General features: G+C 66.6%; 26 protein-coding genes and 1 pseudogene. 11 read left to right on the plus strand and 16 right to left on the minus strand.

The window, feature by feature from the left end; all coding sequences use genetic code 11:
- Positions 1-4: 4 nt before the first annotated feature.
- Entirely contained in the window at positions 5-538 is a 534-nt protein-coding gene (locus ACZK4Z_RS20405; RefSeq protein WP_180838671.1) for a hypothetical protein, read from the plus strand.
- 74 nt (positions 539-612) lie between these two features.
- Here the strand turns inward: ACZK4Z_RS20405 and ACZK4Z_RS20410 are convergent.
- Positions 613-1,440, minus strand: a pseudogene (locus tag ACZK4Z_RS20410) (isocitrate lyase/PEP mutase family protein).
- A 165-nt stretch (positions 1,441-1,605) separates the two neighbouring features.
- Here ACZK4Z_RS20410 and ACZK4Z_RS20415 point away from each other — a divergent pair.
- The 5 genes from ACZK4Z_RS20415 to accC all read left to right on the plus strand — a co-directional run bounded on the left by ACZK4Z_RS20415 (position 1,606) and on the right by accC (position 5,467).
- Positions 1,606-2,334, plus strand: coding sequence for a DOPA 4,5-dioxygenase family protein (locus ACZK4Z_RS20415; RefSeq protein WP_049401742.1), 729 nt, complete (start codon positions 1,606-1,608; stop codon positions 2,332-2,334).
- A 350-nt stretch (positions 2,335-2,684) separates the two neighbouring features.
- Positions 2,685-3,134 (plus strand): type II 3-dehydroquinate dehydratase, encoded by a 450-nt coding sequence (gene aroQ, locus ACZK4Z_RS20420; protein WP_049423471.1) that lies wholly within the window; start codon positions 2,685-2,687, stop codon positions 3,132-3,134.
- Positions 3,131-3,556: a lysozyme inhibitor LprI family protein gene (locus ACZK4Z_RS20425; RefSeq protein ID WP_097048608.1), complete on the plus strand. Its 426-nt coding sequence runs from the start codon at positions 3,131-3,133 to the stop codon at positions 3,554-3,556. Before aroQ ends, ACZK4Z_RS20425 begins: the two co-directional genes overlap by 4 nt.
- Before the next feature lie 53 nt (positions 3,557-3,609).
- Positions 3,610-4,089, plus strand: a complete 480-nt coding sequence (gene accB / locus ACZK4Z_RS20430) for an acetyl-CoA carboxylase biotin carboxyl carrier protein (RefSeq protein WP_032129560.1) — start codon at positions 3,610-3,612, stop codon at positions 4,087-4,089.
- A 10-nt stretch (positions 4,090-4,099) separates the two neighbouring features.
- Positions 4,100-5,467, plus strand: coding sequence for an acetyl-CoA carboxylase biotin carboxylase subunit (accC, locus tag ACZK4Z_RS20435; protein ID WP_032129559.1), 1,368 nt, complete (start codon positions 4,100-4,102; stop codon positions 5,465-5,467).
- A gap of 129 nt (positions 5,468-5,596) precedes the next feature.
- Here the strand turns inward: accC and ACZK4Z_RS20440 are convergent, their stop codons facing one another.
- Both ACZK4Z_RS20440 and ACZK4Z_RS20445 read right to left on the minus strand, forming a co-directional pair.
- Complete coding sequence (locus ACZK4Z_RS20440) at positions 5,597-5,971, minus strand: hypothetical protein (RefSeq protein ID WP_010481078.1); 375 nt, start codon at positions 5,969-5,971, stop codon at positions 5,597-5,599.
- Positions 5,968-6,933: a hypothetical protein gene (locus ACZK4Z_RS20445; protein WP_478451564.1), complete on the minus strand. Its 966-nt coding sequence runs from the start codon at positions 6,931-6,933 to the stop codon at positions 5,968-5,970. The genes ACZK4Z_RS20440 and ACZK4Z_RS20445 overlap by 4 nt, the downstream gene beginning before the upstream one ends.
- A gap of 163 nt (positions 6,934-7,096) precedes the next feature.
- Here ACZK4Z_RS20445 and prmA point away from each other — a divergent pair, with 163 nt between their 5' ends.
- The 3 genes from prmA to fis all read left to right on the plus strand — a co-directional run bounded on the left by prmA (position 7,097) and on the right by fis (position 9,236).
- The gene (gene prmA / locus ACZK4Z_RS20450; RefSeq protein WP_346486886.1) at positions 7,097-8,017 is read left to right on the plus strand and encodes a 50S ribosomal protein L11 methyltransferase; all 921 of its coding nucleotides are present in this window, start codon (positions 7,097-7,099) and stop codon (positions 8,015-8,017) included.
- A gap of 42 nt (positions 8,018-8,059) precedes the next feature.
- Entirely contained in the window at positions 8,060-8,845 is a 786-nt protein-coding gene (locus tag ACZK4Z_RS20455) for a DUF3426 domain-containing protein (RefSeq protein WP_478451040.1), read from the plus strand.
- A 115-nt stretch (positions 8,846-8,960) separates the two neighbouring features.
- Positions 8,961-9,236, plus strand: a complete 276-nt coding sequence (gene fis, locus ACZK4Z_RS20460; RefSeq protein WP_005419706.1) for a DNA-binding transcriptional regulator Fis — start codon at positions 8,961-8,963, stop codon at positions 9,234-9,236.
- Positions 9,237-9,421: 185 nt separating this feature from the next.
- On the opposite strand, the gene ACZK4Z_RS20465 is transcribed toward fis, so the two are convergent.
- The 6 genes from ACZK4Z_RS20465 to ACZK4Z_RS20490 are packed head-to-tail and all read right to left on the minus strand — an operon-like array spanning position 9,422 to position 15,222.
- The gene (locus tag ACZK4Z_RS20465) at positions 9,422-10,417 is read right to left on the minus strand and encodes a phosphatidate cytidylyltransferase (RefSeq protein WP_478451042.1); all 996 of its coding nucleotides are present in this window, start codon (positions 10,415-10,417) and stop codon (positions 9,422-9,424) included.
- Positions 10,414-11,043, minus strand: coding sequence for a lysophospholipid acyltransferase family protein (locus ACZK4Z_RS20470; RefSeq protein WP_032129554.1), 630 nt, complete (start codon positions 11,041-11,043; stop codon positions 10,414-10,416). Before ACZK4Z_RS20470 ends, ACZK4Z_RS20465 begins: the two co-directional genes overlap by 4 nt.
- A 13-nt stretch (positions 11,044-11,056) precedes the next feature.
- Positions 11,057-11,494, minus strand: coding sequence for a hypothetical protein (locus tag ACZK4Z_RS20475; RefSeq protein ID WP_293799146.1), 438 nt, complete (start codon positions 11,492-11,494; stop codon positions 11,057-11,059).
- Complete coding sequence (locus ACZK4Z_RS20480; RefSeq protein ID WP_478451043.1) at positions 11,491-12,819, minus strand: phosphatase PAP2/dual specificity phosphatase family protein; 1,329 nt, start codon at positions 12,817-12,819, stop codon at positions 11,491-11,493. The genes ACZK4Z_RS20475 and ACZK4Z_RS20480 overlap by 4 nt, the downstream gene beginning before the upstream one ends.
- Positions 12,819-14,570, minus strand: a complete 1,752-nt coding sequence (locus ACZK4Z_RS20485; protein ID WP_478451044.1) for a bifunctional alpha/beta hydrolase/class I SAM-dependent methyltransferase — start codon at positions 14,568-14,570, stop codon at positions 12,819-12,821. Before ACZK4Z_RS20485 ends, ACZK4Z_RS20480 begins: the two co-directional genes overlap by 1 nt.
- A 34-nt stretch (positions 14,571-14,604) precedes the next feature.
- Entirely contained in the window at positions 14,605-15,222 is a 618-nt protein-coding gene (locus ACZK4Z_RS20490) for a CDP-alcohol phosphatidyltransferase family protein (protein ID WP_071229372.1), read from the minus strand.
- 223 nt (positions 15,223-15,445) lie between these two features.
- Here ACZK4Z_RS20490 and purH point away from each other — a divergent pair, with 223 nt between their 5' ends.
- Positions 15,446-17,029: a bifunctional phosphoribosylaminoimidazolecarboxamide formyltransferase/IMP cyclohydrolase gene (purH, locus tag ACZK4Z_RS20495; RefSeq protein ID WP_478451045.1), complete on the plus strand. Its 1,584-nt coding sequence runs from the start codon at positions 15,446-15,448 to the stop codon at positions 17,027-17,029.
- Between the two features lie 61 nt (positions 17,030-17,090).
- The gene (purD, locus tag ACZK4Z_RS20500) at positions 17,091-18,374 is read left to right on the plus strand and encodes a phosphoribosylamine--glycine ligase (RefSeq protein WP_279912957.1); all 1,284 of its coding nucleotides are present in this window, start codon (positions 17,091-17,093) and stop codon (positions 18,372-18,374) included.
- A gap of 225 nt (positions 18,375-18,599) precedes the next feature.
- Here the strand turns inward: purD and ACZK4Z_RS20505 are convergent, their stop codons facing one another.
- From ACZK4Z_RS20505 to ftsE, 7 genes are all read right to left on the minus strand, one after another.
- A complete protein-coding gene (locus ACZK4Z_RS20505; protein WP_478451046.1) occupies positions 18,600-19,019 on the minus strand; it encodes a DUF2247 family protein in 420 nt (139 codons plus the stop codon).
- Between the two features lie 71 nt (positions 19,020-19,090).
- Entirely contained in the window at positions 19,091-20,137 is a 1,047-nt protein-coding gene (locus tag ACZK4Z_RS20510) for an RHS repeat domain-containing protein (RefSeq protein WP_478451047.1), read from the minus strand.
- 273 nt (positions 20,138-20,410) lie between these two features.
- Positions 20,411-21,286 carry an RNA polymerase sigma factor RpoH gene (gene rpoH / locus ACZK4Z_RS20515; RefSeq protein ID WP_032129545.1) on the minus strand — a complete coding sequence of 292 codons (876 nt, stop codon included), beginning with the start codon at positions 21,284-21,286 and terminating at the stop codon, positions 20,411-20,413.
- Positions 21,287-21,564: 278 nt separating this feature from the next.
- Positions 21,565-22,278 (minus strand): uracil-DNA glycosylase, encoded by a 714-nt coding sequence (gene ung, locus ACZK4Z_RS20520; protein WP_049400766.1) that lies wholly within the window; start codon positions 22,276-22,278, stop codon positions 21,565-21,567.
- Positions 22,279-22,287: 9 nt separating this feature from the next.
- Positions 22,288-23,130 (minus strand): response regulator, encoded by an 843-nt coding sequence (locus tag ACZK4Z_RS20525; RefSeq protein ID WP_032129540.1) that lies wholly within the window; start codon positions 23,128-23,130, stop codon positions 22,288-22,290.
- Positions 23,131-23,137: 7 nt separating this feature from the next.
- Complete coding sequence (ftsX, locus tag ACZK4Z_RS20530; RefSeq protein ID WP_010481047.1) at positions 23,138-24,085, minus strand: permease-like cell division protein FtsX; 948 nt, start codon at positions 24,083-24,085, stop codon at positions 23,138-23,140.
- A 3-nt stretch (positions 24,086-24,088) separates the two neighbouring features.
- The gene (ftsE, locus tag ACZK4Z_RS20535; RefSeq protein WP_032129538.1) at positions 24,089-24,775 is read right to left on the minus strand and encodes a cell division ATP-binding protein FtsE; all 687 of its coding nucleotides are present in this window, start codon (positions 24,773-24,775) and stop codon (positions 24,089-24,091) included.
- Positions 24,776-24,925 lie beyond the last annotated feature (150 nt).

Genomic DNA, 24,925 nt, shown 5'->3' on the forward strand with positions numbered 1-24,925 from the left:
GACGATGCACCGATACCTGCTCGCCCTTCTGCTGGCCCTGCCGATGGCAATGGCCGTTGCGCCAGCGCTGGCCGGTGAGCTCAGTCCGGAAGACTCAGCCGCATTGCGCCAGGACGTGCAGGCGATGATGGGCGCATTCGCCCGCGGCGATGCCGAGTTGATCATCGCCCGAACCCATCCCAGCCTGAAGCGCCTGGCCGGGGGCGATGAGGCCTATGCGCGTATGACTCGCGACACCCTGAAAGAGCTGCGCAAGGCCGGGGTCACCATCATCAGCGACGAGGCCGGCGTGCCGGGCCGCACCTATGCAGCCGGTGATGAGGAAGTCTGCTTCGTGCCACGCCAGTCGCTGCTGCGCGTGCGCGAGGCGCCGATGCGCAGCACCTCGTTCATGCTCGCCGTGCGCCGCGTCGGCACAGCCCAATGGAGTTTCATTGACGGTGCTGCGTTGCTGGACAATCCCGCGCTGCTGCGGCAACTGCTGCCGGCGTTGGAGCCTGGGGTGACGCTGCCCAAGGGTGGAATGGAAGCGCTGTAATCGCAGGCGCATCCATCCACGCATGGCGTGGATCTACTTCCGTCTGCTGGCCTGGGCCAGTGCCGGCGTTTCCCTCAACGGAACAGCGCGTTCAACGCGGCCCCGGAAGCCGCCTGCTGCAGGCCATCGAAGCGGCCGTCCTGCACGATCGGCTGGGTCGCCTGCATCAGCCCACCCCACGCCGCACGCGCCAGCGCACCGCCCAGGCTGACCCGGCGCACGCCGAGTGCGGCGATGTCCTGCAGGCTCAGCGGTGTTGGCCCACCAACCAGCAGGTTCACCGGCTTCAGCCCCGCAGCGGCGACCACCGCGCTGATCTGCTCGCGCGTGCTGATGCCAGGTGCATACAGCACATCTGCACCGGCCTCGGCATAGGCGCGCAGGCGTTGCAGGGTGTCCGGCAGATCCGGCACGCCGACGAAGAAGTTCTCGGCACGGCCAACCAGCAGCACGTCGCCGCCCGCGCGGTCGATGGCTGCACGGGCAGCGCGCAGGCGCTCCACCGCCTGATCGATCGGACGCAGCGGTGCATCGGCGACGCCGCTGGCATCCTCGATCGACAACGCCGCGATGCCGGTGTCGATCGCTGCGGCCACCGCCTCCTGCACCTTCTGCGGCGTATCACCGAAACCATCGCCGAAATCGGCGTTCAACGGCAGCGGCGTCGCTGCCGCCATCAGGCGCAGATGGTCCAGCGTGGCCTGCAGCGAAACCGCTCCGTCCGGCCGCCCTTCGCTCCAGGCACAGCCGGCACTGGTCGTGGCCAGTGCCTGGAAGCCCTGCCGCTACAGGTAGCGCGCACTGCCCACGTCCCATGGATTGGGCAGTACGAAGCACCCTGCTGCATGCAGCTGGCGGAAGGCCGCGCGCTTGCGTTGGGTATCGGCATCGGGCGAGGTCATGGCGGGCTCCGGGGCGGCAGACCTGCACCCTAGCCCGCCCTGCAGCCGGGCTCAACGACGACGGCGCAAACCTGCATGAGGTGATGCCACCTGCTTATTGGACGCTGTGGATGCAGGTGCCCGAGCGTGCTTGCCTGCCCACACGATGCCGCCACGGAGCCCTTCATGCACCCGGACCCGCTGACCTTGATCGACGCCGGCGACGATGACGCCCACTGGGCCGACCTGCTTTCGCCCACACGCCGCCGCCTGATCGCATCGGCCGGTCTGGCCGCCGGCGGCCTGGCCAGTGCGTCGACCGCCGCCGCAGCCCCGCGCGGCGAAAGCACGGTGAACACCACCGAACCCGGGCGCCCCGGCTTCCGTGCCATCGTCCCGCCGCCGGTGAAGGGCAGCAGCCCCTGGGGCCAGGTCACCGCCAGCGAACCGACCCCGCGCCCAGCCAGCGTGCGTCCCGGGGAGGCCACCCTGCCCGCGACCCCACGTGCCTACACCGACATCAAGAGCTATCACGCGCATATCTACTTCGACGAGGACAGCTTCGAGAAAGCTGCGCTGCTGCGGCGCTGGGCGGCCGAGCGCTTCCCGGTGGAGCTGGGCAACTGGAACCTGGAACCACGCGGACCGCACGTCACCCCGTCGTTCTATTTCGGCTTCACCAACGACCTGCTGCCGGTGCTGGTGCCCTGGTTGCAGCTCAACAGCCTGGGCCTGACCATCCTGATCCACCCCAATACCGGTGATGGCCGCGCCGACCATCTGTATTACGCGTTGTGGGTGAACCGCGCGCAGCCGGTGAACGCCTACAACTGGCCGGCACCGAAGCCGGGGGAACGGGAGCCCTTGGAGGAGGTGTTCCCGAACGTGGTGCCGACGGTGCCGCTGGAGACGTGAGCGGGTGCGTGGCGGGGGCGGTGGGTGGCGTGCAGCGGACCTTGGGCTGCCCCTCGGTGGGTGCGTAGCCTGCTGCGCACCGAACTTCCTTCATCCACGCATGGCGCGGATCTACCGCATCACCGCCCGTTGCGGCATCGGTCATCGCCCGGCCTGCCGCCATCGTCGGCCTACGTGCACGCATCCCCCAGCTGCACGGCGTTCAGCGCGCCTTGATCCAGCGCCCGCCATACGGCCGCAAGCCCTCCGGGGAATTTCAAACAATCGATTGAAACGCTGCAAACTTCGCCGAACTGGACAGCATCCGCCGGTTCCGCCAGACTGCCGCCCTTTCCCGTCTTCCGGATCCCATGGCGAAGCTGCTGGTCCTGCACGGCCCCAACCTCAACCTGCTCGGCACCCGCGAGCCGGAGGTCTACGGCCACACCACGCTGGCCGACATCGACCAGGCGCTGGCCGCCCAGGCCTCGGCTGCCGGGCACGCGGTGGAGAGCCTGCAGTCCAATGCCGAGCACGTGCTGGTGGACCGCGTGCAGGCCGCACGCGACGACGGAACCGCTTTCATCCTGATCAACCCCGCCGCCTTCACCCACACCTCGGTCGCCCTGCGCGATGCGCTGGCGGCGGTGGCGGTGCCGTTCATCGAGATCCACCTGTCCAACCCGCATACCCGCGAACCGTTCCGCCAGCACAGCTACTTCAGTGACAAAGCCGTGGGCGTGGTCTGCGGTTTCGGCGCCGACAGCTACCGCTACGCGATGGACGCGGCGCTGCTGCGCGTGCAGGCGGCCCGCGCGTGAAGATGCTCCCAAGAGTGCTTGCCTGCATCGTGCTGTGGGCCGGCGTGTGCGGCGCCAGCGTCGCCGCCGAGCGCGCGGCCGCCGGCATTGATTGCGCGCAGGCGACCGGCGGCTACGAGCGCGACATGTGCGATTCCGATCGCCTGGATGACGCCGACAGCGCATTGAACGCCGTTTACGTCCAGGCGCGCGGCGAACTGAAGGCGCAGGCCGCCGATGGCAGCTGCAGTCGCTGCGCAGCGGCCGAACAGCAGCTGGTGAAGGCCCAGCGCATCTGGATAACCCTGCGCGATGCAGACTGCGAGGCAGTCTACGCCTTCAATGCAGACGGCACCTCGCGCAACCCTGCGAAGATGCAGTGCCTGATCACCCAGACGCGCGACCGTACGCGGCAGCTGCGCGAGTTCTACGAACTGCTTTGACCCGAGCGCGATGCGCTTCCCACCACACTGACATCAAGAGCAAAGAGGCCACCATGGATCTCCGCAAAATCAAGAAGCTGATCGACCTGCTGGAAGAGTCGAACCTGGCTGAAATCGAAATCAAGGAAGGCGAAGAGTCGGTGCGCCTGTCGCGCGCCCCGGTGGCCGGCTATGCCGCCCCGGTCGCCGCCCCGGTGTACGCCGCTCCGGCCGCTCCGGCGCCGCAGGCGATGCCGATGCAGTCGCCGACCGAAGCCTCCACCGGTGGCACCGCCAAGCCGGGCCCGGCGCTGCCGGAAGGCCACGTGCTGCGCTCGCCGATGGTCGGCACCTTCTACGCGTCGTCCGCCCCGGACAAGCCTGCGTTCGTCAGCGTTGGCCAGCAGGTCAAGGAAGGCGAGACCCTGGCCATCATCGAAGCGATGAAGATGTTCAACCCGATCGAAGCCGACAAGTCCGGCACCATCGTCGCCATCCTCGGCGAGAACGGCCAGCCGGTCGAATTCGACCAGCCGCTGTTCGTGATCGGCTGAGGGGCACGCCATGCTCGACAAAGTCGTCATCGCCAACCGAGGGGAAATCGCGCTGCGCATCCTGCGCGCGTGCCACACCCTCGGCATCCGCACGGTGGCCGTGCATTCCACGGTCGACCGCAACCTCAAGCACGTGGCCATGGCCGACGAGTCGGTCTGCATCGGTCCGGCGCCGTCGCCGCAGAGCTACCTCAACATCCCGGCACTGATCGCCGCGGCGGAAGTCACCGACGCCCAGGCCATCCACCCGGGCTACGGCTTCCTGTCGGAGAACGCCGACTTCGCCGAGCGCGTGGAAGAGTCCGGTTTCATCTTCATCGGCCCCAAGGCCGACACCATCCGCATGATGGGTGACAAGGTCGAAGCCATCCGCGCGATGAAGTCCGCCGGCGTGCCGTGCGTGCCCGGCTCGGGCGGCCCGCTGGGCGAAGACATCGTCGCCAACACCAAGATCGCCCGTGAGATCGGCTACCCGGTCATCATCAAGGCGGCCGGTGGTGGCGGTGGCCGCGGCATGCGCGTGGTGCACGCCGAAGCCTCGCTGAAGACCTCGATCGAAACCACCAAGAGCGAGGCCAAGGCCGCGTTCGGCAATGGCGAGGTCTACATGGAGAAGTTCCTGGAGAACCCGCGCCACGTGGAAATCCAGGTACTGGCCGACGGCCAGGGCAACGCCATCCACCTGGGCGAGCGTGACTGCTCGATGCAGCGCCGCCACCAGAAGGTGGTGGAAGAAGCGCCGGCACCGGGCATCACTGCCGAGCAGCGCGAGCAGATCGGCAAGGTCTGCACCGAAGCCTGCGTACGCATCGGCTACCGTGGTGCCGGCACGTTCGAGTTCCTGTACGAGGACGGCCGCTTCTACTTCATCGAAATGAACACCCGCATCCAGGTGGAACATCCGGTCACCGAAATGGTCACCGGCATCGACCTGGTGGCCGAGCAGCTGAAGATCGCCGCCGGCCAGAAGCTGTCGATCAAGCAGAGCGACGTGGTGCTGACCGGCCATGCCATCGAGTGCCGCATCAACGCCGAAGATGCTGAAACCTTCGTGCCGAGCCCGGGCACCATCACCGGCTTCCATCCGCCGGGCGGCCCCGGCGTGCGCGTGGACACCCACATCTACAGTGGCTACCGCGTGCCGTCGAACTACGACTCGATGATCGGCAAGCTGATCGTGCACGGCCCGGACCGCGAAACCGCCATTGCCCGCATGCGGGTGGCACTGAGCGAAATGGTGGTCGATGGCATCAAGACCAACGTCGCCCTGCAGCAGCGGATCATGCGCGACAAGGGCTTCCAGGCCGGTGGCCAGAACATCCACTACCTGGAAAAGCGCCTGGCCGAACGCAAGAACAAGCCGATCGCGCTGACCTGATCGGCGCCACGTGCTGGACATGAAAAGGGCGGGGATATCCCCGCCCTTTTCTGTTGCTGCAGCGCCGAGCCCATGCTCGGCTTGCCGGAAAGCTCAGCCGAGCGTGGGCTCGGCGCTACAGCAGGCGCATCAGCGCTTGTCGGCAGCTTCGGCCGGAATCTGCGAGTTCGCCAGCGGACGCACGCCATTGGGCGACGTCGGGTCGACGATCACCATGGTCTCGGTCGAACCATCCGGCCACACCACCTGGAAGGTGCTGCCCGCCGGCAGCGACGCGAACGGCATGCCACTCTGCGCGCGATAGACCGCGGCCACCTGGCTGGCACCGGCACGGCGCACGTCTTCCTGCGCCTTCACCGTGGTCAGTTCCACCTTCGACAGATGCCGGTAGCGATCTTCATAGGTATCGATCATCAACAGGCCAACCGCGCCGGCCGAGTAGGCCACGAACAGGGCCACCCAGAACCAGAACTTGGCCCCGTGCAGGAATCGGCGGTAGTTCATTGCTCGTTCCTCTTTCCAACCAATCGCTTGATCCATTCCTTCATCTTCCCAGCGCCCTGCCGCGATACCGCAGCGTCATACACGAAATCCCGGAAATCCTGCGTACCATCCTGCGAACAGATCCCTCCGTTCGCACAAAAACTGTTGACCAGCACACTGTCTGCCCCACACGGTAGACCGAGTTCGCAGGCCGCAAGCCGCCATGCGAGTTCACTGAGCTGCTCGCCCGCCACCAGGCCGTTGAGCGCGCGGTCACCCGAGGCGCGCACGCCCATGCCCGGTGCGATCGCCATGAAGGCCTCCGGGTCGCGCGAGGTGCGCACCCGTTCAACCAGGTCACGGCGGTACTCGGGGCTGTCCTGCAGCGGTTCGCCCTCGGCGAACAACGCAGCCTCAGCAGCCAGATTGCCTTGTGCGGCCGCCTTGCGACGTTCGGACAGCACCAAGGCCGTGCCCAGCTTGTCGCCCGGCACGAAACCACCACAACGCTGCGCGACGCGTTCGCGCGCCTGCACCATCGCCAGTGCGGCGGTCAGGCCCAGCCCGGCCAGCACGTTGTTGTCCAAGCGGTAGCCACCCGGATCGACCGCGTACTGCGCGCAATAGTCATAGACACGGCTGAGCATCCAGCGCGCCTCGTGGTTGCCTTCGTCCGCCTGGGCACGCAACCGCTGAGCATAGGCATACAGGTCGGTGGCGTCTTCGATATCGGCGCGGAGATCCAGGGGCAGCCCGGACGGCAATGCGTTGCCACGCTCGAAGGGTGCCAGGCGGCGCGCGAGCGCCTCCGGCATCACCGGCAGCGGCGCCGCACTGTCAGCGGCCGCGACCGCACCTGCCAGATCCGCCGACGCTACCGAAGACGTCGCAGCATGGCCGCTGGCCCGATAACCGGCCACGCCCAGCACGGCCACAGCCGGCAGTACGAGCAACCAGGTTTTCAGGGTCGGAGCGAAGGCCATCGGCGGCGGTAGGCGATGCGGCGGATAGGAAAGCACGAAGTTTAGCAAGGCCCGACGGGCCTGTCTGAACGGGCTTCGTTCATCTCGTAGCGGCATCTCAGGCAATACGGAGACGCCCCGATGGTCTAGCATGGCCCCCTTTCCCGCGATTGCCCCCACCACCATGCCGTTCCTGGAACTGACCCTGCGCTGCACCGAAGCCACCCAGCCCCGCTATGAAAATGCGCTGGAGGACGTTGGTGCACTGGCCGTGACCCTGCTCGATGCCGAGGCCGATACCAGCAACGAACAGGCCATTCTCGAACCGGGCGTGGGCGAGACCCCGCTGTGGGACACGCTGGTGCTGAGCGCGCTGTTCCCCGCCGACAGCAACGCGCTGTTGCTGCTGGCCGCACTGGAATCCTTCGATCCGGAGCTGGACTGGAGCAGCGGCAGCTTCCGCGCTGTCGAGGATGAAGACTGGGAACGTGCCTGGCTCGACCAGTTCCAGCCGATGGACTTCGGCAACCGTACCTGGATCGTGCCGTGGAACCATGAACTGCCGGAGGCCGCACTGGCCGCCGATGCCGCCGTGGTGCGGCTGGACCCGGGCCTGGCGTTCGGTTCGGGCACCCACCCGACCACCGCACTGTGCCTGCGCTGGCTGGACCAGTTGGCGGTCGATGGCCTGCTGCAGGGCCAGCGCGTGCTCGACTTCGGTTGCGGCTCGGGCATCCTCGCACTGGCCGCGCTGAAGCTGGGCGCCGCCGAAGCCATCGGCGTGGACAACGATCCGCAGGCCCTGGTCGCCACCGCCGACAATGCCGAGCGCAACGGCGAGCAGGCCCGCATGCATGTGTACCTGCCGCAGGACGAACCGGTCGCGACCTATCCGATCGTGGTCGCCAACATCCTCGCCTCGGCGCTGGATGCGCTGGCCGAACTGCTGGCTGCGCGCGTTGCTGCCGGTGGCCGCATCGCCCTGTCCGGCATCCTGCATGGCCAGGAAGGCGAACTGCTGCAGCGCTATGCAGCATGGTTCGACGATCTGCAGGCCACCCAGGATGGCGACTGGATGCGCATCACCGGCGTGCGCCGCGCCTGATCGTGGTTGAATGACCGCTGGATCCGAGCCCGCGCCCTGAGCATGTCCGAGCCGAACCCACCGCGCCGTCCCCTGGCCACCTTCCTGCGCACGACGCCGGAGGGTGAGCCTGCGCCTGCGACCGATGCGCGTGCGACCGATGCGCGCATGCAGGACGAAGCCCGGCACGCAACGCCTGTGGAGCAGATGCAGGCCGAGCCCATCGACCTGGTACGCCCACCGGCGACAGAGATGCGACACGACGATGACGTTGTCATCGTTGATGAAGCAGCGGCCATCGAACCGGCGCCGGTCGCGGTGCAGGCAACGGCGGTCGCCAGTGATGCCCCCAGCTTCCTCGGCAGCGCGCGCACGCGCACGCTGCCAACACCCCGCTGGCACTGGCTGCTGGTCGCCGGGCTGGCATTGCTGCTGGTACTGCAGAGCGTGCTGGCCGACCGCGCGCGGCTGGCCGCCGACGCCGGCAACCGCGCATGGCTGGGCACGCTGTGCGGCGTGCTGCGCTGCAGCCTGCCTGCCTGGCACGAACCCGCTGCGTTCACCATGACCAGCCGCGAGATCCGCCCCCTGCCGGGCCAGGCCGGTGTGCTGCAGGTACAGGCCAGCATCCGCAACGATGCGCGCTGGGCACAGGCGTGGCCGGACCTGCGGTTGTCATTGTCCGATGCCGATGGCCGGGTGATCGGCAGCGGCGTGTTCACGCCCGCGCAGTACCTGGGCGAGAACCCCGGTGCAGCCCTGCTGGAACCGGGCCAGAGCGCGCGCGTCGCCTTCCGGTTGCAGGAGCCCGCTGCGTCCACCGTCGCATTCACCTTCGACTTCCTCTGACCGGGGAGAGGCGACCAGCCGTGGCAGGCCGGGCACGCTCGCGCTAGACTGGCCGCCACCACCTCGTCCGGCCGCGCGCTCCGCGCGCACGGGCCAACCGAATCGGGAACCCCCCTTGAACGCTGTCCTTTCTCGTCCTGACAACAGTCGTGGCGCTCCCCGGCCACCGCTGCGTGAACACGTCGCCCAGTCCGTGCGCCGCTACCTGCGTGACCTTGATGGCTGCGATGCGGACGATGTCTACGAGATCGTGCTGCGCGAGATGGAGATTCCGCTGTTCGTGGAAGTGCTCAATCACTGCGAAGGCAACCAGAGCCGCGCCGCCGCGATGCTGGGCATCCACCGTGCCACCCTGCGCAAGAAGCTGAAGGAATACGGCATCAGCGCGTAAGCGCGCACGAGGGTAGTGCCGGCCGCTGGCCGGCAACCCCATGAACGACGGCAGGATGTTGCAGTGCCCGGCCAGCGGCCGGCACTACCGGTAGATCCACGCCATGCGTGGATGAAAGCCCGGCAGAGTAAACCGCCCCCGCCCGCCAGTAGATCCACGCCATGCGTGGATGGAAGCCGGCAGAATCAACCGCCGCCGCCCGCCTTCCAGTAGTACCGCACCACATGGAAGAACACCGGCGCGGCGAAGCATACCGAGTCAAGCCGGTCGAGCATGCCGCCATGACCCTCGATCATGTGGCCCCAGTCCTTGATGCCACGGTCGCGCTTGATCGCCGACATCACCAGGCCGCCCCAGAACCCCATCAGGTTGATCAGCAGCGACAGGCCGAACGCCTGCAGCGGCGTGAACGGGGTGATCCACCACAGCGCCGCACCCAGCGCACTGGCACTCAGCACACCGCCCACGAAGCCCTCCACCGTCTTCGACGGCGACAGCTTCGGCGCAATCAGATGCCTGCCCAGCAACTTGCCCCAGATGTACTGCAGCACGTCCGAAGACTGCACCACGATCACCAGGAAGGCGAACAGCAGCACGTTGCGCGACGGGTCATGGCCGGGCACGTGCAGGTTCAGCAGCAGCGGCACATGCGAGATGCAGAACACGCAGATCATCAATCCCCACTGCACCTTCGCGGTCCGCTCCAGGTAGTGCGTGGTATCACCGCCAATGGTCGACAGGATCGGCAGTAACAGGAACGCATAGACCGGAATCAACAGCGTGTACATGCCGTACCAGTCGATCCAGACCAGGTAGTACTGCCACGGCAGCACGATGTAGAACGCGGCCAGCAGCGCGTAGTAGTCGCCCGAGCGGGTCGGCGCCAGGGTGATGAACTCGCGCAGTGCGAACAGCGAGATGATCGCGAACAGCACGATCACCCCGGCACGACCGAAGAACAGCGCCAGCCCGACCACGATCGCCATCACCCACCACGCGCGGATGCGCGAGACCAGGTTGGCGATCACCGCGCTGGGCTGCCCACGCTGGCGCCAGCGCAATGTCTCGGCCACCAGCGTGGCCAGCACCAGCACCGCACCCACGCCAGCAAACAGCAGGCCGGTCTGCTGGCCGACACTCTGCGTGGCCAGGTCGCCGGACACATCGATCAGGAAGCTCATGCCCTGCCCCCGTTCGGCGCCAGGTCCAGCAGCGCCTGCCGGCTGCGGGCCAGGAAGGCGGCCTTGTCCTCGTCGGCCTGCAGCCGCAGCGGCGTACCGAAGGTGGCCGTGCACAGCAGCGGCAGCGGCAGGAACCGGCCCTTGGGCATCACCCGCTTCAGGTTGTCGATCCACACCGGTACGAATTCCAGCTCCGGGCGTTGCCGTGCCAGGTGATAGATGCCGCTCTTGAACGGCAGCAGCGGCTCTTCGCCCACGTTGCGGGTACCTTCCGGAAACAGAATCAGCGAGCAGTCTTCGTCCACCGCGTCACGCAGGGCCTGCAGTGGATCCTGCTGGCGATGGCCGGCCTCGCGCTCGACCAGCACGCCGTTGAACACCGCATCGATCAGGTAGCGACGCAGGCCATCGCGCTGCCAGTATTCGGCCGCGGCCACCGGGCGCACCTGGCGCCGCAGTGCCGGTGGCATCGACGACCAGATCAGCACGAAGTCACCATGGCTGGCGTGGTTGCCGTAATACACGCGCCGTTCGCTGGACGGCGCACAGCCGATCCACAGCGCGCGGGCGCCGGTCACTACATGGATCGCGCCACTGCAGGCGCGCGCAATCAATTCAGCGAACATCGGTCCCTCCCGTTCACGTCTGCGGCCACAACACGGCCAGCACCAGCAGTGCGAACTGCACCGCTGTCAGCAGGTACTGGCGCAGCAGCAGGCGGCGCATGCCGGCCCAGCGCGCGTCCCAGCCCCGCAGGGGCGCCTCGGGCGACGCGCGGCGCAGGCCGCTGTCCTGCAGCAGCTGATCAGTGCGGCGCGCGGCGGCATCGCCGTCCAGACGCTCATCGCGCAGCAGCTGCAGCAGGCTGGCGTCCAGCGCAACCCGCCACGCGTGGTACGTCTGGGCCACCCCTGCAGACATGCTGGCCAGCAGCAACCCTGCAGCGATCATCGCCAGGCCCGGCTCGGTGCCGAGCAGCAGCAATGCCACCAGCAGCAGCCCCAGCGACAGGCATGCCGGCCAACGCCCCTGCCGCAGCAGCAGCTGCATGGTCGCCAGATCGGGAACCGTGCTCATGCGCGCACTCCTGCCGCGTCGGTGATGGCACGCAGATGGGCCGTACCCAGCACGATGCCAGGGCGCGCAGCACGCACGATCGCCACCGCCGCGTCCGCATCGGCCGCACGACCACTGCGCAGCAGCCAGGCCGCCACACTGGCAGCACTGCGCGAATAGCCCAGCGCGCAACACACCAGCAGCGGTCCGTGCGCGCGCAGCCGCTCGATCGCCTCGGCCGCATCGCGCAGCTGTTCTGGCGTGGGCACCACCAGGTCCAGCATCGGCACGCTGGCATACCCGGCGCCCGGCGCGCGGCAGGACAGTTCGGCACAGGCATCGACCACGCCGACCAAGGGTACCGGCAATGCAGCGCAGGGAACACGCCCCAGCCATACACCGTCCATCACCGGCACCGGCTGCGGCGCACGCCGCGTCCACAGCCGCGAATTGATCCAGGCTGCGCCCAGGTACGGCGCCAGCAGCCAGCGTGCCGCCATTGCCAGACGTCCATCGGCGCGCTTCTGGAACACCGCCGTACCCAGCCCGGCATAGGCCAGCGCCACCAGCAGCAGCGATACCACCGGCCACAGCAGCCACAACGCCGCGCCACGCAGAAGCACCACCGGCACCAGCAATGCAGCGGCCCCCAGCAGGTACAGCGCTGCCAGGCGCCAACGTTTGGCGTCACGCGCGGTGCGCCAGGCACGCAAGGGTGGCGTGCCCTGCTCCGGCCACAGCCAGACGCACAGCCAACCGGCCAGCAGGCCGGTCGGGATATCGATGAAATGATGCTGGAATGTGGTCAGCACCGAGACGCCGATCAGCAGCGCCCACACATGCAGTACCCAACGCCACACCCCATGCAGGTACTGCGCGAATTTCACCCACAGCACGATCAGCAACACGATGTGCAGTGATGGCGCCTGGTTGAACGGCTTGTCGAAGCCCAGCAGTACATCAAACAACCAGCCGAACACACCGCCGATCTCCGGCCGCTCGAAACTGAAGCGCAGTGGCCACAGCAGGAAGCAGGTCACCGCGATCAACTGTGCACTGAACAACCGCAACGCATGCCGGTCCAGCTCCAACCGTTGCCGGCACAGGAAGAAGGAAACCGCATAGAACAGATCGATCGACCAGTACGGCACGATCGTCCACGGTACGAACGGAATCTGCGTTTCCCATCCGAACGCCATCACCGGCAGTTCGGCATGGCGGCCAGCCATCCAGTTGGCGAAGCCATAGCTGGCGAAGAAGAATGGGCCCAGCAGGGCCAGCCACAACAGGGCGCGCCGCCAGGGGCGCCCCTCTGCGGCCAGCGGGGATGCGGCGAGCGTCGCCATCACTCTGTCCGGCGCGCCAGCGACACCGTGAAGATGCCGAAGTCGTCGATACGCTGCGCCACCTTCTCGAACCCGGCCAGGCGCACCAGCTCGTCCATTTCCTGCTGGGTACGGCGGCGCATCACCCACGCGGCGCCGCCACGGTGGCTGGTCAGTGCGCGTGCGATGAACTCCAGCTGCGGGTGCCACGGCTGGCCGGTGTAGGCCAGGTAGCCACCGACCGGCACCGTTGCAGCAATCCACTGCAGCGATCGCAGCACCGCATCGTTGTCCGGGAACAATTCATACAGCCCCGAAACCACCGCCAGCGTGGGTGCGGGGTCCACGGTCGCCAGCTGCGCGGGATCGAACGCATCGCCCTGTTCGAAGCGGGCAATGTCGGTCGCGCCGAGGCGCTCGATCAGCGCCTTGCCCTGGGTCACGTTCAGATCGCTGAAATCGCGCAGCACGATGCGGTCCGCACGCTGCTCGCCCGTTCCCAACGCTTCCAGCACGTAGCGGCCATGACCAGCGGCCACGTCCAGCACGCGTACCGGCGCGCCCTGCCCGCGCAGGCGCTGGGCGGCATCGCGCAGCAGCTCCTGCAGGTGCTTGCCACGCACGCGGATGCCGCGCCAGCCGATCGCATCCAGATAGTTGCGGTCGATCATGCGCCCCAACGGGCCCTTGCCGCGCGCCTCATCGCGATAGATGTAGTCGAGCGTGCTGCCCGAATCGAATCCGGTCTGCAGGCCCAGCGCGATGCCTTCGGACAACGTTCCGCCGAAGCGCAGGCCGCCACGTACCACGCGCCAGCGCAGGTCGGCCAGGCTGTTGCGTTCCGGTGGCCAGGCCAGGATCTCCGATTCTTCGAAAGTCGGCCCATGGCGGTGCGCATCGCGCCGCGACAGTTCGCGCAGCGGCTCGGCGAAACGTGCCTGGATGAAACTGCGGATACGCGCCAGCGCCGGCGCCCGATCGCGCTCGCCCAGCGTGTCGTGGAAGAAGCCCGGCAGATGCACGCGCTCCTTGATCGGGCTGGACAGGCGCTCGTAGAAGCGGTCCTGCGGGCCACGGTGCACCACGAAATCCGAGCCGGACACCAGCAGCTGCACCGGCACGCTGATCGCCTGCGCATCGGCGACGATGCGGTCGGCCGCTTCGTACAGGCCCAGCAACACGCGCACCGAGATCGGCCGGGTGATCAGCGGATCGGTGCGGTAGCTTTCCACCCGCGCCGGATCGTGGGTCAGCCACTGCGGCTTGACGTAGCTGTTGACGAAGAAGTTGCCGCGCAGCTTCTGCATCAAGGCCAGGCCCGGGCGTGCGAACGGCACGTACAGCTTCACCTTGAACGCCGGCGAAGCCATCACCAGCGCACGCAGGCGTGGCGCGTAATCGTGCACCCAGGTGGCGGCGACCACCGCCCCCACGCTCTGCGCGATCACCACGATGTCCTGCACCGCGATGCCGTGCTCGGCACCGATGTGGGCGATGAAGCTGTCCAGATCGCGCACCAGCGCCGGGAAGCCCGGGGCATCGCCTCGTGCGCCGGGCGAACGGCCATTACCGCGTGCATCCCAGGCGAAGAAGGCGGTGTCGGGCAGGTCCAGCTCATCGACCAGGTGGGTGACCCGGCCAGAATGTTCATGGCCGCGATGCAGCAGCACGACAGCCTTGGTGGCTGGGGTCGCGGTGGTGCTCGCCCAGTACCGGTAGAACAGCGGTACCTGGTCGAAGCTGTGGAATTCCCGTTCCTGCGCCTGACGCATGCAATCTCCTGATTGTCTTTTTGTATCTGCTTGATTAATTCGGCGAAACCGCCGCTTCCCGCAGTCCGCGACGGACGCGATTGATCATCGTCAGCACGCACAGCACCGCCATGGCCGCGGCCACGCCAGTGACAGTCATCGCAGCCCCCCAGCCGAACGCTAGCAGCAGGCCCAGCACGCCGATGACGAACGCGCGGTCGCTCTTGCCCATCGGGCCGTCATAGCGGCGGCTGGCACCGACCATCAGCCCCAGCACCCCGGTGTACTCGCTCAGGGCCGCCGTCCAGGCCAGCAGCCACAGCGCTTCCGGGCGCACGCCCGGCACGCTGAGCAGGCTCAGGTACAGCGCCGCGTCGGCGATCACATCGCACAGCTCGTTCAGATAGGCGCCCAGCCTCGACTGCTGGCCGAACTCGCGGGCCAGCATGCCGTCCACCGCGTTGAGTGCCATGCGCAGCAGCATCCACAGCGGCAGCAGCAGGTACAGCAGGGGCTGGGCCGGCGCGCAGCACCACACGGCGGCAGCCACCAGCAGCGAGACCACGGCGGCGGCCACGGTCACCGTATTGGCGGTGATCCCCATGCGGTACAGACCGCGAACGGCTGGACGCAACAGGTCCTGGAAACGTCCTTTCAATGCATAGATCGACATGATCCGTACCCGCTGATCCTTGGCAGTGCGGGCACAGCCTACCCCATCGTCGGCAGATTCCGACAACCCGGCTCCGGTCCACAGCCCAGCCCCCGGACCGGTCCGGATCGATGTGCCCGGCCCGGCCTTACGCCGATTGCCATGGCAAATTGCCCCTTCCAGCGCCCGCCACCGGCCCCCACCGCCTACAATATCGGCCCCGCTCCGCTGCCGATTCTGTCCCATGACTGCTGATCTGTTGCCCGTCCGCCGGGCCCTCCTCTCCGTTTCCGACAAGACCGGTCTGGTCGAGCTGGCCACTGCGCTGGCGGCACGCGGCGTGGAGCTGCTGTCCACCGGCGGCACCGCCAAGGCGATCCGCGATGCCGGCCTGGCCGTGAAGGACGTGGCCGACGTCACCGGCTTCCCGGAAATGATGGACGGCCGGGTCAAGACCCTGCACCCGATGGTGCACGGCGGCCTGCTGGGCCGTTCCGGCCTGGATGATGCGGTGATGGCCGAGCACGGCATCGGTGCCATCGACCTGCTGGTGCTGAACCTGTACCCGTTCGAGTCGGTCACCGCCAAGGCCGATTGCACCCTGGCCGACGCGGTCGAGAACATCGACATCGGCGGCCCGGCCATGCTGCGCTCGGCGGCCAAGAACTTCGCCCGCGTGGCGGTGGCTACCGATCCGTCGCAGTACGCCGAGCTGCTGGCCTCGCTGGAGGCCAACAACGGCCAGCTGTCGGCTGCAACCCGCTTCGCGTTCTCGGTGGCCGCGTTCAACCGCGTCGCCCAGTACGACGCCGCGATCAGCAACTACCTGTCGGCGGTCACCGCCACCGACGCTGTGGTGCCGGCGCGTACCGAGTACCCGGCACAGATGAACTCCACCTTCGTGAAGGTGATGGACCTGCGCTACGGCGAGAACCCGCACCAGAGCGGCGCGTTCTACCGCGACCTGTATCCGGTGCCGGGCACGCTGGCCACCTTCCAGCAGCTGCAGGGCAAGGAACTGAGCTACAACAACCTGGCCGATGCCGACGCGGCGTGGGAATGCGTGCGCCAGTTCGATGCGCCGGCCTGCGTCATCGTCAAGCACGCCAACCCGTGCGGCGTGGCGGTCGGTGCCGGCAATGGCGATGCCTACGAGCTGGCCTACGCCACCGACCCGACCAGCGCCTTCGGCGGCATCATTGCCTTCAACAAACCGCTGGACGCCGCCACTGCCAAGGTGATCCTGGACCGCCAGTTCGTGGAAGTGCTGATTGCCCCGGACTACGAGCCGGCCGCGCTGGAATACGCGCAGAAGAAGGCCAACGTGCGCGTGCTGCGTATCCCGCACGGCGACGGCCTGAACAACTTCGACAACAAGCGCGTGGGTTCCGGCCTGCTGCTGCAGTCCTCGGACAACCGCGGCATGACCCGCGACGAACTGAAGGTTGTCAGCAAGCTGGCGCCGACCGACAAGCAGTTCACCGACCTGCTGTTCGCCTGGAAGGTGGCCAAGTTCGTGAAGTCCAACGCGATCGTCTATGCCAAGGACAACCGCACCATTGGTGTCGGCGCCGGCCAGATGAGCCGCGTGTACTCGGCCCGCATCGCTGGCATCAAGGCCGCCGATGCGAACCTGGTGGTCGAGGGCTCGGTGATGGCCTCCGACGCGTTCTTCCCGTTCCGCGACGGCATCGATGCCGCTGCCGCCGCCGGCATCAAGGCGGTCATCCAGCCGGGCGGCTCGATGCGCGATGTCGAAGTGATCGCCGCCGCCGACGAACATGGCCTGGCCATGGTGTTCACCGGCGTGCGCCACTTCCGCCACTGATCCGCATCACGAAGCCGGGCCCTGCCCGGCTTTTCTCTTCCGTACCCGAGAACCCTGTCCCATGAAGATCCTCGTCATCGGCTCTGGCGGCCGCGAACACGCCCTGGCATGGAAGCTGGCCCAGTCCTCCCGTGTCACCGAAGTGATCGTGGCACCCGGCAACGCCGGCACCGCCAGCGAAGACAAGTGCCGCAACGTGGCGGTGAAAGTCACCGATATCGACGGTCTGCTGGCGCTGGCCCAGGCTGAAGGCGTGGCACTGACCGTGGTCGGCCCTGAAGTACCGCTGGTGGCTGGCGTGGTCGACCGCTTCCGCGCCGCCGGCCTGCGCATCTTCGGGCCGACCGCCGCCGCCGCGCAGCTGGAAGGCAGCAAGGCCTACGCCAAGGACTTCCTGGCCCGCCACAACATCCCCACCGCGTTCTACGCCGTGCACACCGACGTGGACGCCGCGCTGGCCTACATCCGCGAGAAGGGCGCGCCGATCGTGGTCAAGGCCGATGGCCTGGCCGCCGGCAAGGGCGTGATCGTGGCGATGACCCTGGCCGAAGCCGAGGACGCGGTGCGTGACATGCTCTCGGGCAACGCGTTCGGCGATGCCGGTGCGCGCGTGGTGATCGAGGAATTCCTTGACGGCGAGGAAGCCAGCTTCATTTCGATGGTGGACGGCGTGCATGCGCTGCCGATGGCCACCTCGCAGGACCACAAGCGCGTCGGCGACGGCGATACCGGCCCGAACACCGGCGGCATGGGCGCCTATTCGCCGGCCCCGGTGGTGACGCCGGAGGTGCATGCACGGGTGATGCGCGAGGTGGTGAACCCCACCGTGCAGGGCATGATCGCCGACGGCATCCCGTTCACCGGCTTCCTCTACGCCGGCCTGATGATCGATGCCAGTGGCGCGCCGAAGGTGATCGAATTCAACGTGCGCTTTGGCGACCCGGAAACGCAGCCAGTGATGCTGCGCCTGCAGTCGGACCTGGTCGAGCTGGTGGAAGCCGCCATCGATGGCCGCCTGGACCAGGTCGAAGCGCAGTGGGACGTGCGCCCGTCGCTGGGCGTGGTGCTGGCGGCCAGGCCGTACCCGGAAGCGCCGATCACCGGTGACGTGATTTCCGGCCTGGACGACGTGCCGGCCACTGCCAAGGTATTCCACGCCGGTACGGCATTGGATGCACAGGGCCAGGTGGTCAGCGCCGGCGGCCGCGTGCTGTGCGTGGCGGCGCTGGGCGACAGCGTGCGCGATGCGCAGGCAAAGGCCTATGCCGGCGTGGCCAAGGTAACCTGGGCCAACGAATTCCACCGCACCGACATCGGCTGGCGCGCGATCGCACGCGAGGGGTGAGGGAGGCGCCATGTCCAGCCTCTGCAGCCCTTCCGTCGATGGATTCAGGCGGAAGGTATCGGCGCAGGGCTGTCGCAATACGTTGATTCGAGCGCTTCACCCTTGCGATGGACCAGATAAGGGATTCTGGATGTCTTCACCGTCCTCGGCATGGAAAGCCAGGACGGTACTCTCGCTGACAAGGCGGCGCACGCCAAGCGAGGGAGATTGTCTGGAATTCATCCGCTATCTCGCGGAATCAAGAAACGCTTTCCAGTTCTCAAAGAGCCGCGCCACGTTCTGCTCATGTGAATGCGCTGCGGGATCATAGCCACCAGAAGCTGGCATGTACCTTATAAAGCTTTCCACAGACTCCGGATAGTCAAAATCAGCGTAGATCTTCTCGACCTCTCCGAGCGGATCAGCAACCACATCGCGCTTGGCATAAAGATCCGCGAGGAGTGCAACAAGCCACCTTCTGGAGACTTCATCTTCGTTTAGATTTTCATCGAGTACCGTCAGCTGTGTAGCTACTCTGTTGCGTTCCTCAGGAGAAACGCTTTCCAGTCTTTGAATCAGGGAATTCAGATTGAATTCCCCCTTCAGCTCCTTCTGCCCGGACTCGCATTGTTTCACCACCTCAAAGTCGATCAGATGGCGCCCCATTGCCCACGCCACCTCGGTCTGACTCCAGGGCCCGTAGGGTTGAATACAATCATACGTTCTCATATAGACACTCATCTCTTGTTTGGTATTCCGTTCATGCTGCCACCTTCTACAAATCTTTGATGGGTCAAGTCGCCAGCTTTGTCTACTATGTATTCAAAACGACCGGCCTTTCCATTGAGTTCACCGGGGAGCTGAGTCAGAGTGCGAACCACGCCGTCGCCTCCTGTCAATGGAGTATGAACACCTGCTTCTGCAGCGGTCTCTCGCATAAAGGTCGCTGAATTGTGCCCAGCGTCCGCTTTGAGTGCACTTCCCACAGGCCGGGAATTCAAAAGTGCCCGACCTTCTGCACTCAGAGCTTTGGATGCCGCCACACCTGCTCCACCGGCACCTGTAACTCCTGCGATATCAGCAGCGATACTGGTAGCTGCCGATACGACACTTGGATTGGCCATTGCAACCATGCCAGCTTCGATCAGCACTGGGGCAGCCATTGCCGCTGTAACAGCGATTGCGGCCGGTCTCATCGGCTCGTATACGGCGCCATTTCCGGAAGCAATATCCCTCCGATGCTGCTCAACGAATCGCTCTGCGGCCTGCCTTCCATCCGCATCGACGAACCTGTACGGATTCCCGTTCGCGTATCGATACCGATTGAACTGCTCAACTGGCATTTGGTGAGCGGTGACTGGGTCTACCGACAAAAACACACCCAATTGTGGATCCATGTAGCGCTGTTGCATGTAGCTCAGCCCTGTGGCCGAGTCGCTCACATGTCCGGCGTACCCAGGTCCATCCGTGACCTGACCGCCTACCACGGCCCCGTAGGGCTCGTAGTCATATCGCTTGATGACGTTGCCGTTGGCATCGCTTTCGGCCACAACCGAGCCGAGGGCATCAGTGTGAATGTATGTGATCGTTGTCTGGGCGATTGCGGATGGTGACAGGCCAAGGCCCATCAGCAGCACGCAGCACAGCCAGGCGCCTATGGCACCAAGCTTGCGAGTTCGATCTTCAGATCCCCCGAAGCGGGTCGACACACCGCCTGCAGTTCCCCCGAACCTACGCATCATTCCAATCCATGAAAGAGCCTTGAAGCAAGGCTTGGCATTCATAGCACAGGAAGGCAGTCATCGGAGTCCAACTCCAGGACTGAGGCCAGAGGGACCATTCTGAATTGGACCAGGCCCTCGGCTATAAACCTCGCGAGGGATTGAACGGCTACTGGAAGCGCATGATTGCCCGCCATGGGCTGGTACTACTGAAGCAGCCGATCAGCGGCCCGCATTACCAACAGCCATGCCGGTCAAACGAAAAGCCCCGACCAACGCCGGGGCTTTTCATCAGAACGGGGGCCGGAAAAAGGAACCGAACCAAAGATCTATGCCTTACGCGGTGAACAGCGCCTTCATCTTCTTCAGCGCGTTCGCCTCAACCTGGCGGATGCGCTCGGCCGACACGCCGTACTCGTCGGCCAGTTCCTGCAGCGTCACCTTGCTGTCGGCATCCAGCCAGCGGCGGCGGATGATGTCGCGCGAGCGGGCGTCCAGCTCGGCGAGGCCTTCGCGCAGCAGCTGCATCTGGTTGTCTTCGCTGTCTGCACGTTCGTAGGCCATCGACGGGTCTTCGTCGTTGGCAACCAGGTACGCGGCCGGCGACGGCGGCGCGTGTTCGTTGTCCTCGTCGGTCGGCGCATCGAAACCGATATCGCGACCGGACAGGCGCGACTCCATTTCCATGACCTCGCGCTCGGACACGTTCAGGTCCTTCGCCACCGCGCTGACCTCAGCCGCGTTCATCCAGCCCAGGCGCGTCTTCGACTTGCGCAGGTTGAAGAACAGCTTACGCTGCGCCTTGGTGGTGGCGACCTTCACGATGCGCCAGTTCTTCAGGATGAACTCGTGCATCTCGGCACGGATCCAGTGCACGGCAAAGGAGACCAGGCGCACGCCCATGTCCGGGTCGAAGCGCTTGACCGCCTTCATCAGGCCGATGTTGCCTTCCTGGATCAGGTCGCCCAGCGCAAGGCCGTAGCCGTTGTAGCCGCGGGCCACGTGCACGACGAAGCGCAGGTGCGAATGCACCAGCTCGCGGGCGGCGTCAAGATCGTTGCCGTCGCGGAAGCGACGGGCCAGGTCCTGTTCGTCATCGACCGACAGCACCGGGATCTGGTGCACGGCACCGATGTAGGCGTCCAGCGAACCGAGCGCACTGGGAATCGGGAGATTGTTTGCCACAAGGGCAGTAGAGGTGTTCTGGCTCATAGGCACCCATCTTAGCAGTCCGGCATTTGGACTGCTAAAGGAGGAAAAAGTTCCAGCATCCTATTGATGCAACACTGGTCCCAAACAGAGCCCTACCGTAGCGCGATTTGATGACAGTGGCGAGCACGCTTTTCGGGATTCACAATCCCTTGGAATTCAATCAATTACCTGCTGGAATCCGGCTGATTCCGGTCAAGCGGAGCTGAACGGGCCGTCCGCAGAGCCCATTCAGGCCCGGAAACGTTGCCCGGCGTTCAGCCCCGGTCACCCGCCGGCGGTCAGAGCGCCGAACGCGGCGGCAGCGACCAGTCGATCGGGGCCTGGCCGCGGCGCTGCAGGTACTCGTTGGCCATCGAGAAATGCTGGCAGCCCAGGAAGCCGCGGTGGGCCGACAGCGGCGACGGGTGCGGCGACTTCAGCACACGGTGGCGGCGGGTGTCGATGACCTTGCCCTTCTTCTGCGCGTACGCGCCCCAGAGCATGAACACCAGGCCGTCGCGTTCGCGGTTGAGCACATCCACCACGTGGTCGGTGAAACCTTCCCAGCCACGCCCTTGGTGGGCACCGGCCTGGCCCTCTTCCACCGTCAGCACGGCATTGAGCAGCAGCACACCGCGCTGCGCCCACGGGATCAGGCAGCCATGGTCCGGACGCGGGATACCGAGATCGCTCTCGATCTCCTTGTAGATGTTCAGCAGCGACGGCGGCACCGGCACTCCGGGCGCCACCGAGAAGCTCAGCCCATGCGCCTGACCGCGGCCGTGGTACGGGTCCTGGCCGAGGATCACCACCTTCACCTGCTCGAACGGCGTGGCATCGAACGCAGCGAAGATCTGCGGGCCGGGCGGGAACACCGCCGCACCGCTGGCCTTGCGCTGGCGCAGGAAGCTGGACAGCTCGCGCATCTGCGGCTGCATCAGGTAATCGCCGACATGCTGCTTCCAGCTCGGCTCGAGCTGGATCGTCGGGGTGCCGGCTACTTCATCAATCATCACGCCACTTCATCGAATCAGGGGTCCATCGTTCAACCGGGCCAGGCGCAGCTGGAACAGCACCTTGGTGACCAGCAGGCGCTCTTCGATCGGCTTGAGCACCAGATCGTTGGCACCGGACTGCAGCAGCCCGGTCTGGTTGTGCGGGTTGCCATCGCCGGTCATCACCAGCACCGGCAGGCGACGCTTGCCGTAGCCGAAGTCCACGCGCACGCGCTGCACCACGTCGCGACCGCTCAGTTCGCCCTTCAGGGTGACGTCGGTCAGCACCAGGTCGATGCGGTGGCGACTGCGGCCCAGCGACTCGGCAGTGAGCAGGGTGAACGCCTCTTCGGCGCTGACCACGTGCAGCACGTTCAACTGCTGGCGTTCCAGCATGCGCTTGGTAGCCTCGGCGACCACGCGGCTGTCCTCGATATAGAGGATGGTGGCGCCGGGAATGGTCTGCGGCTGCACGTAGCCGCGGATGAAGGTCGCCAGTGCCTCGTGGCCCAGCGCCTTGTCGAAATAGTCGGTGACGTACTCGGTGAAGCGGCGCTGCTCCAGATGCTGCTGGGCATCGCCGGAGACCACGATCACCGGCACATAGGCCTGGCCTGCGGCTTCGCGGACCATCCGCGCCAGTGCCAGGCCGTCGCCATCACGCAGGGTCAGCGAGGTGGTCACCAGATCCACCGGGCCCTGCGCCAGCGCCAGCTGCGCATCCTCGATGCTGTCGCAGCCGATCACTTCCACGCCCGGCAGGTCGCGCTGCAGGACGTCGGCGATCAGTTTGCGGACCAGCTTTGACCCATCGACCACCATCACCCGCGTCGCGGGCCCTTCAAGGTGCTTCAGCGCTTGCGGTTGCATGCCGGTCTCAGGTGTCGGTCGGGCGGGTCTGGCGAAGGAAATGGCCGGTCACCAGCCACGCGCCCAGCCAGCCCAGCAGCAGTGTGCCGAGCAGGACCAGGCTGCCATGCAGCAGGTCCAGGCCGTGCAGCACGAACGGGCTGCCGTAGCTGCGCGAGAGTTCGGCCAGCGGCACGCGCAAGGCGGCGCCGGCCGCAGCAATCAGGGCCAGCGCCACCGCGCCGGCACCCAGGCCATACCACGCGCCCAGGTACAGGAACGGGCGGCGGATGAAGCCATCACTGGCGCCGAGCAGCTGCAGCACGCCGATCTCTTCGCGGCGGGCCTGGATGTCCAGGCGCACGGTGTTGCCGACCACCAGCGCGGCGCCCACGCCGAGCAGCACCGACAGCACCTGCACCAGCCGCGCACCGAACGCCAGCCAGGCATCCAGGCGCTGGCGCCACAGCGCATCGTGCTGCACCAGGTCGGCCTCGGGCAGGCTTTCCAGCGCACGCGCCAGGCGTGCGTCGTCCTTGCCCTGGCCCGGAGTGATCACCAGCAGCGAGGGCAGCGGGTTGTCGTTGAGTGCATCGATCGCCTCGCCGAGGCCGGCATCGCGCAGTTCCTGCAGGCCCTGCTCAGGCGTGCGCACGTTCACTTCGGCCACGTCATCGCGATCGCGCAGCTGGCCGGCCAGGCGAAGCGCGCCGGGACCATCGACGTTGCCCTTCAGGAACACGTTGATGTCGCGCGACTGCTGCACGCTGCCGGCGAACTGCTTGAGGTTGTCCAGCGCGATCGACAGGCCCAGCGGCAGGGCCAGCGCCAGCGCCATGACCATCACCGTCAGCAGGGTCGCCCACGGCTTGCGGCAGGCGCGGCCGAGGCTGAACACCACGCTGTGCACGTGGTGCTGGAACCAGACGCCCACACGCGACGGGGCGGCGGCTTCGCTGTTTTCGTTCTTCGCCATCGATTACTCCGCCAGGTCCTGCGGCGAGATGTCATCCACCAGCCGGCCGTGGTCAAGGATCAGCACGCGCTTGCGCATGCGGCGCAGCAGCGGCAGGTCGTGACTGACCACCAGCACGCTGGTGCCGCGCGCGGGCAGCTCGGCGAACAGGGCCATGATCTCCGCCGCCAGGGTCGGGTCGAGGTTGCCGGTCGGCTCATCGGCCACCAGCAGCTTGGGCTCACCGACAATGGCGCGGGCGATGCCGACGCGCTGCTGCTCACCGGCCGACAGCTGCGAGGGCAGCGCCTTCTCGCGATGGCCCAGGCCCATCCGCTCGAGCACCGAGCGCACGCGCTTGTTGATGTCGCTACGGCGGGTGCCGCGCAGGATCAGCGGCAGCGCCACGTTCTCGGCAATAGAGCGGTCCATCAGCAGGCGGTGGTCCTGGTAGACCGCGCCGACCGCGCGTCGATGGCGGGGCACGTCGCCACCGCGCACCTTCAGCAGGTTGCGCTCGTCGAACACCACCGCGCCGCGGCTGGGCCGCTCGTCCAGGTGGATCAACTTGAGCAGGGTGCTCTTGCCCGCACCGGAATGGCCGGTGACGAACAGCATCTCGCCCGGCGCGACCTCGAAGCTGACATCGGTCAGCGCCTCGTGGCCACCGGCGTACTGTTTGCTGACATTGTCGAAGCGCAGGACACTCATGCCCCGATTATGCAGGACCGGCGCGACGTCGTGGAGACGGTCGCGCCATCGGTAGTGCCGGCCGCTGGCCGGCAGCTTCGTGGGTTGCCGGCCAGGGTGGGTGCCGACCGTTGGTCGGCACACCGGTCAAGGTCACCCGACCAACGGTCG

The organism is Stenotrophomonas sp. 71799_Sma (assembly GCF_056482505.1).

What these genes read in the sequence shown, in the direction of transcription:
- ACZK4Z_RS20510 (WP_478451047.1), bottom strand. Translation starts at nt 20,137, where the DNA reads ATGAATGCCAAGCCTTGCTTCAAGGCTCTTTCATGGATTGGAATGATG.
- accB (WP_032129560.1), top strand. Translation starts at nt 3,610, where the DNA reads ATGGATCTCCGCAAAATCAAGAAGCTGATCGACCTGCTGGAAGAGTCG.
- ACZK4Z_RS20415 (WP_049401742.1), top strand. Translation starts at nt 1,606, where the DNA reads ATGCACCCGGACCCGCTGACCTTGATCGACGCCGGCGACGATGACGCC.
- accC (WP_032129559.1), top strand. Translation starts at nt 4,100, where the DNA reads ATGCTCGACAAAGTCGTCATCGCCAACCGAGGGGAAATCGCGCTGCGC.
- ACZK4Z_RS20465 (WP_478451042.1), bottom strand. Translation starts at nt 10,417, where the DNA reads ATGAGCTTCCTGATCGATGTGTCCGGCGACCTGGCCACGCAGAGTGTC.
- ACZK4Z_RS20405 (WP_180838671.1), top strand. Translation starts at nt 5, where the DNA reads ATGCACCGATACCTGCTCGCCCTTCTGCTGGCCCTGCCGATGGCAATG.
- purD (WP_279912957.1), top strand. Translation starts at nt 17,091, where the DNA reads ATGAAGATCCTCGTCATCGGCTCTGGCGGCCGCGAACACGCCCTGGCA.
- ACZK4Z_RS20485 (WP_478451044.1), bottom strand. Translation starts at nt 14,570, where the DNA reads ATGCGTCAGGCGCAGGAACGGGAATTCCACAGCTTCGACCAGGTACCG.
- ACZK4Z_RS20505 (WP_478451046.1), bottom strand. Translation starts at nt 19,019, where the DNA reads ATGGGGCGCCATCTGATCGACTTTGAGGTGGTGAAACAATGCGAGTCC.
- ung (WP_049400766.1), bottom strand. Translation starts at nt 22,278, where the DNA reads ATGATTGATGAAGTAGCCGGCACCCCGACGATCCAGCTCGAGCCGAGC.
- ACZK4Z_RS20525 (WP_032129540.1), bottom strand. Translation starts at nt 23,130, where the DNA reads ATGCAACCGCAAGCGCTGAAGCACCTTGAAGGGCCCGCGACGCGGGTG.
- aroQ (WP_049423471.1), top strand. Translation starts at nt 2,685, where the DNA reads ATGGCGAAGCTGCTGGTCCTGCACGGCCCCAACCTCAACCTGCTCGGC.
- ACZK4Z_RS20480 (WP_478451043.1), bottom strand. Translation starts at nt 12,819, where the DNA reads ATGGCGACGCTCGCCGCATCCCCGCTGGCCGCAGAGGGGCGCCCCTGG.
- ACZK4Z_RS20475 (WP_293799146.1), bottom strand. Translation starts at nt 11,494, where the DNA reads ATGAGCACGGTTCCCGATCTGGCGACCATGCAGCTGCTGCTGCGGCAG.
- ftsE (WP_032129538.1), bottom strand. Translation starts at nt 24,775, where the DNA reads ATGAGTGTCCTGCGCTTCGACAATGTCAGCAAACAGTACGCCGGTGGC.
- rpoH (WP_032129545.1), bottom strand. Translation starts at nt 21,286, where the DNA reads ATGAGCCAGAACACCTCTACTGCCCTTGTGGCAAACAATCTCCCGATT.
- ACZK4Z_RS20445 (WP_478451564.1), bottom strand. Translation starts at nt 6,933, where the DNA reads ATGGCCTTCGCTCCGACCCTGAAAACCTGGTTGCTCGTACTGCCGGCT.
- ACZK4Z_RS20490 (WP_071229372.1), bottom strand. Translation starts at nt 15,222, where the DNA reads ATGTCGATCTATGCATTGAAAGGACGTTTCCAGGACCTGTTGCGTCCA.
- ACZK4Z_RS20455 (WP_478451040.1), top strand. Translation starts at nt 8,060, where the DNA reads ATGTCCGAGCCGAACCCACCGCGCCGTCCCCTGGCCACCTTCCTGCGC.
- ACZK4Z_RS20440 (WP_010481078.1), bottom strand. Translation starts at nt 5,971, where the DNA reads ATGAACTACCGCCGATTCCTGCACGGGGCCAAGTTCTGGTTCTGGGTG.
- ACZK4Z_RS20470 (WP_032129554.1), bottom strand. Translation starts at nt 11,043, where the DNA reads ATGTTCGCTGAATTGATTGCGCGCGCCTGCAGTGGCGCGATCCATGTA.
- purH (WP_478451045.1), top strand. Translation starts at nt 15,446, where the DNA reads ATGACTGCTGATCTGTTGCCCGTCCGCCGGGCCCTCCTCTCCGTTTCC.
- prmA (WP_346486886.1), top strand. Translation starts at nt 7,097, where the DNA reads ATGCCGTTCCTGGAACTGACCCTGCGCTGCACCGAAGCCACCCAGCCC.
- ftsX (WP_010481047.1), bottom strand. Translation starts at nt 24,085, where the DNA reads ATGGCGAAGAACGAAAACAGCGAAGCCGCCGCCCCGTCGCGTGTGGGC.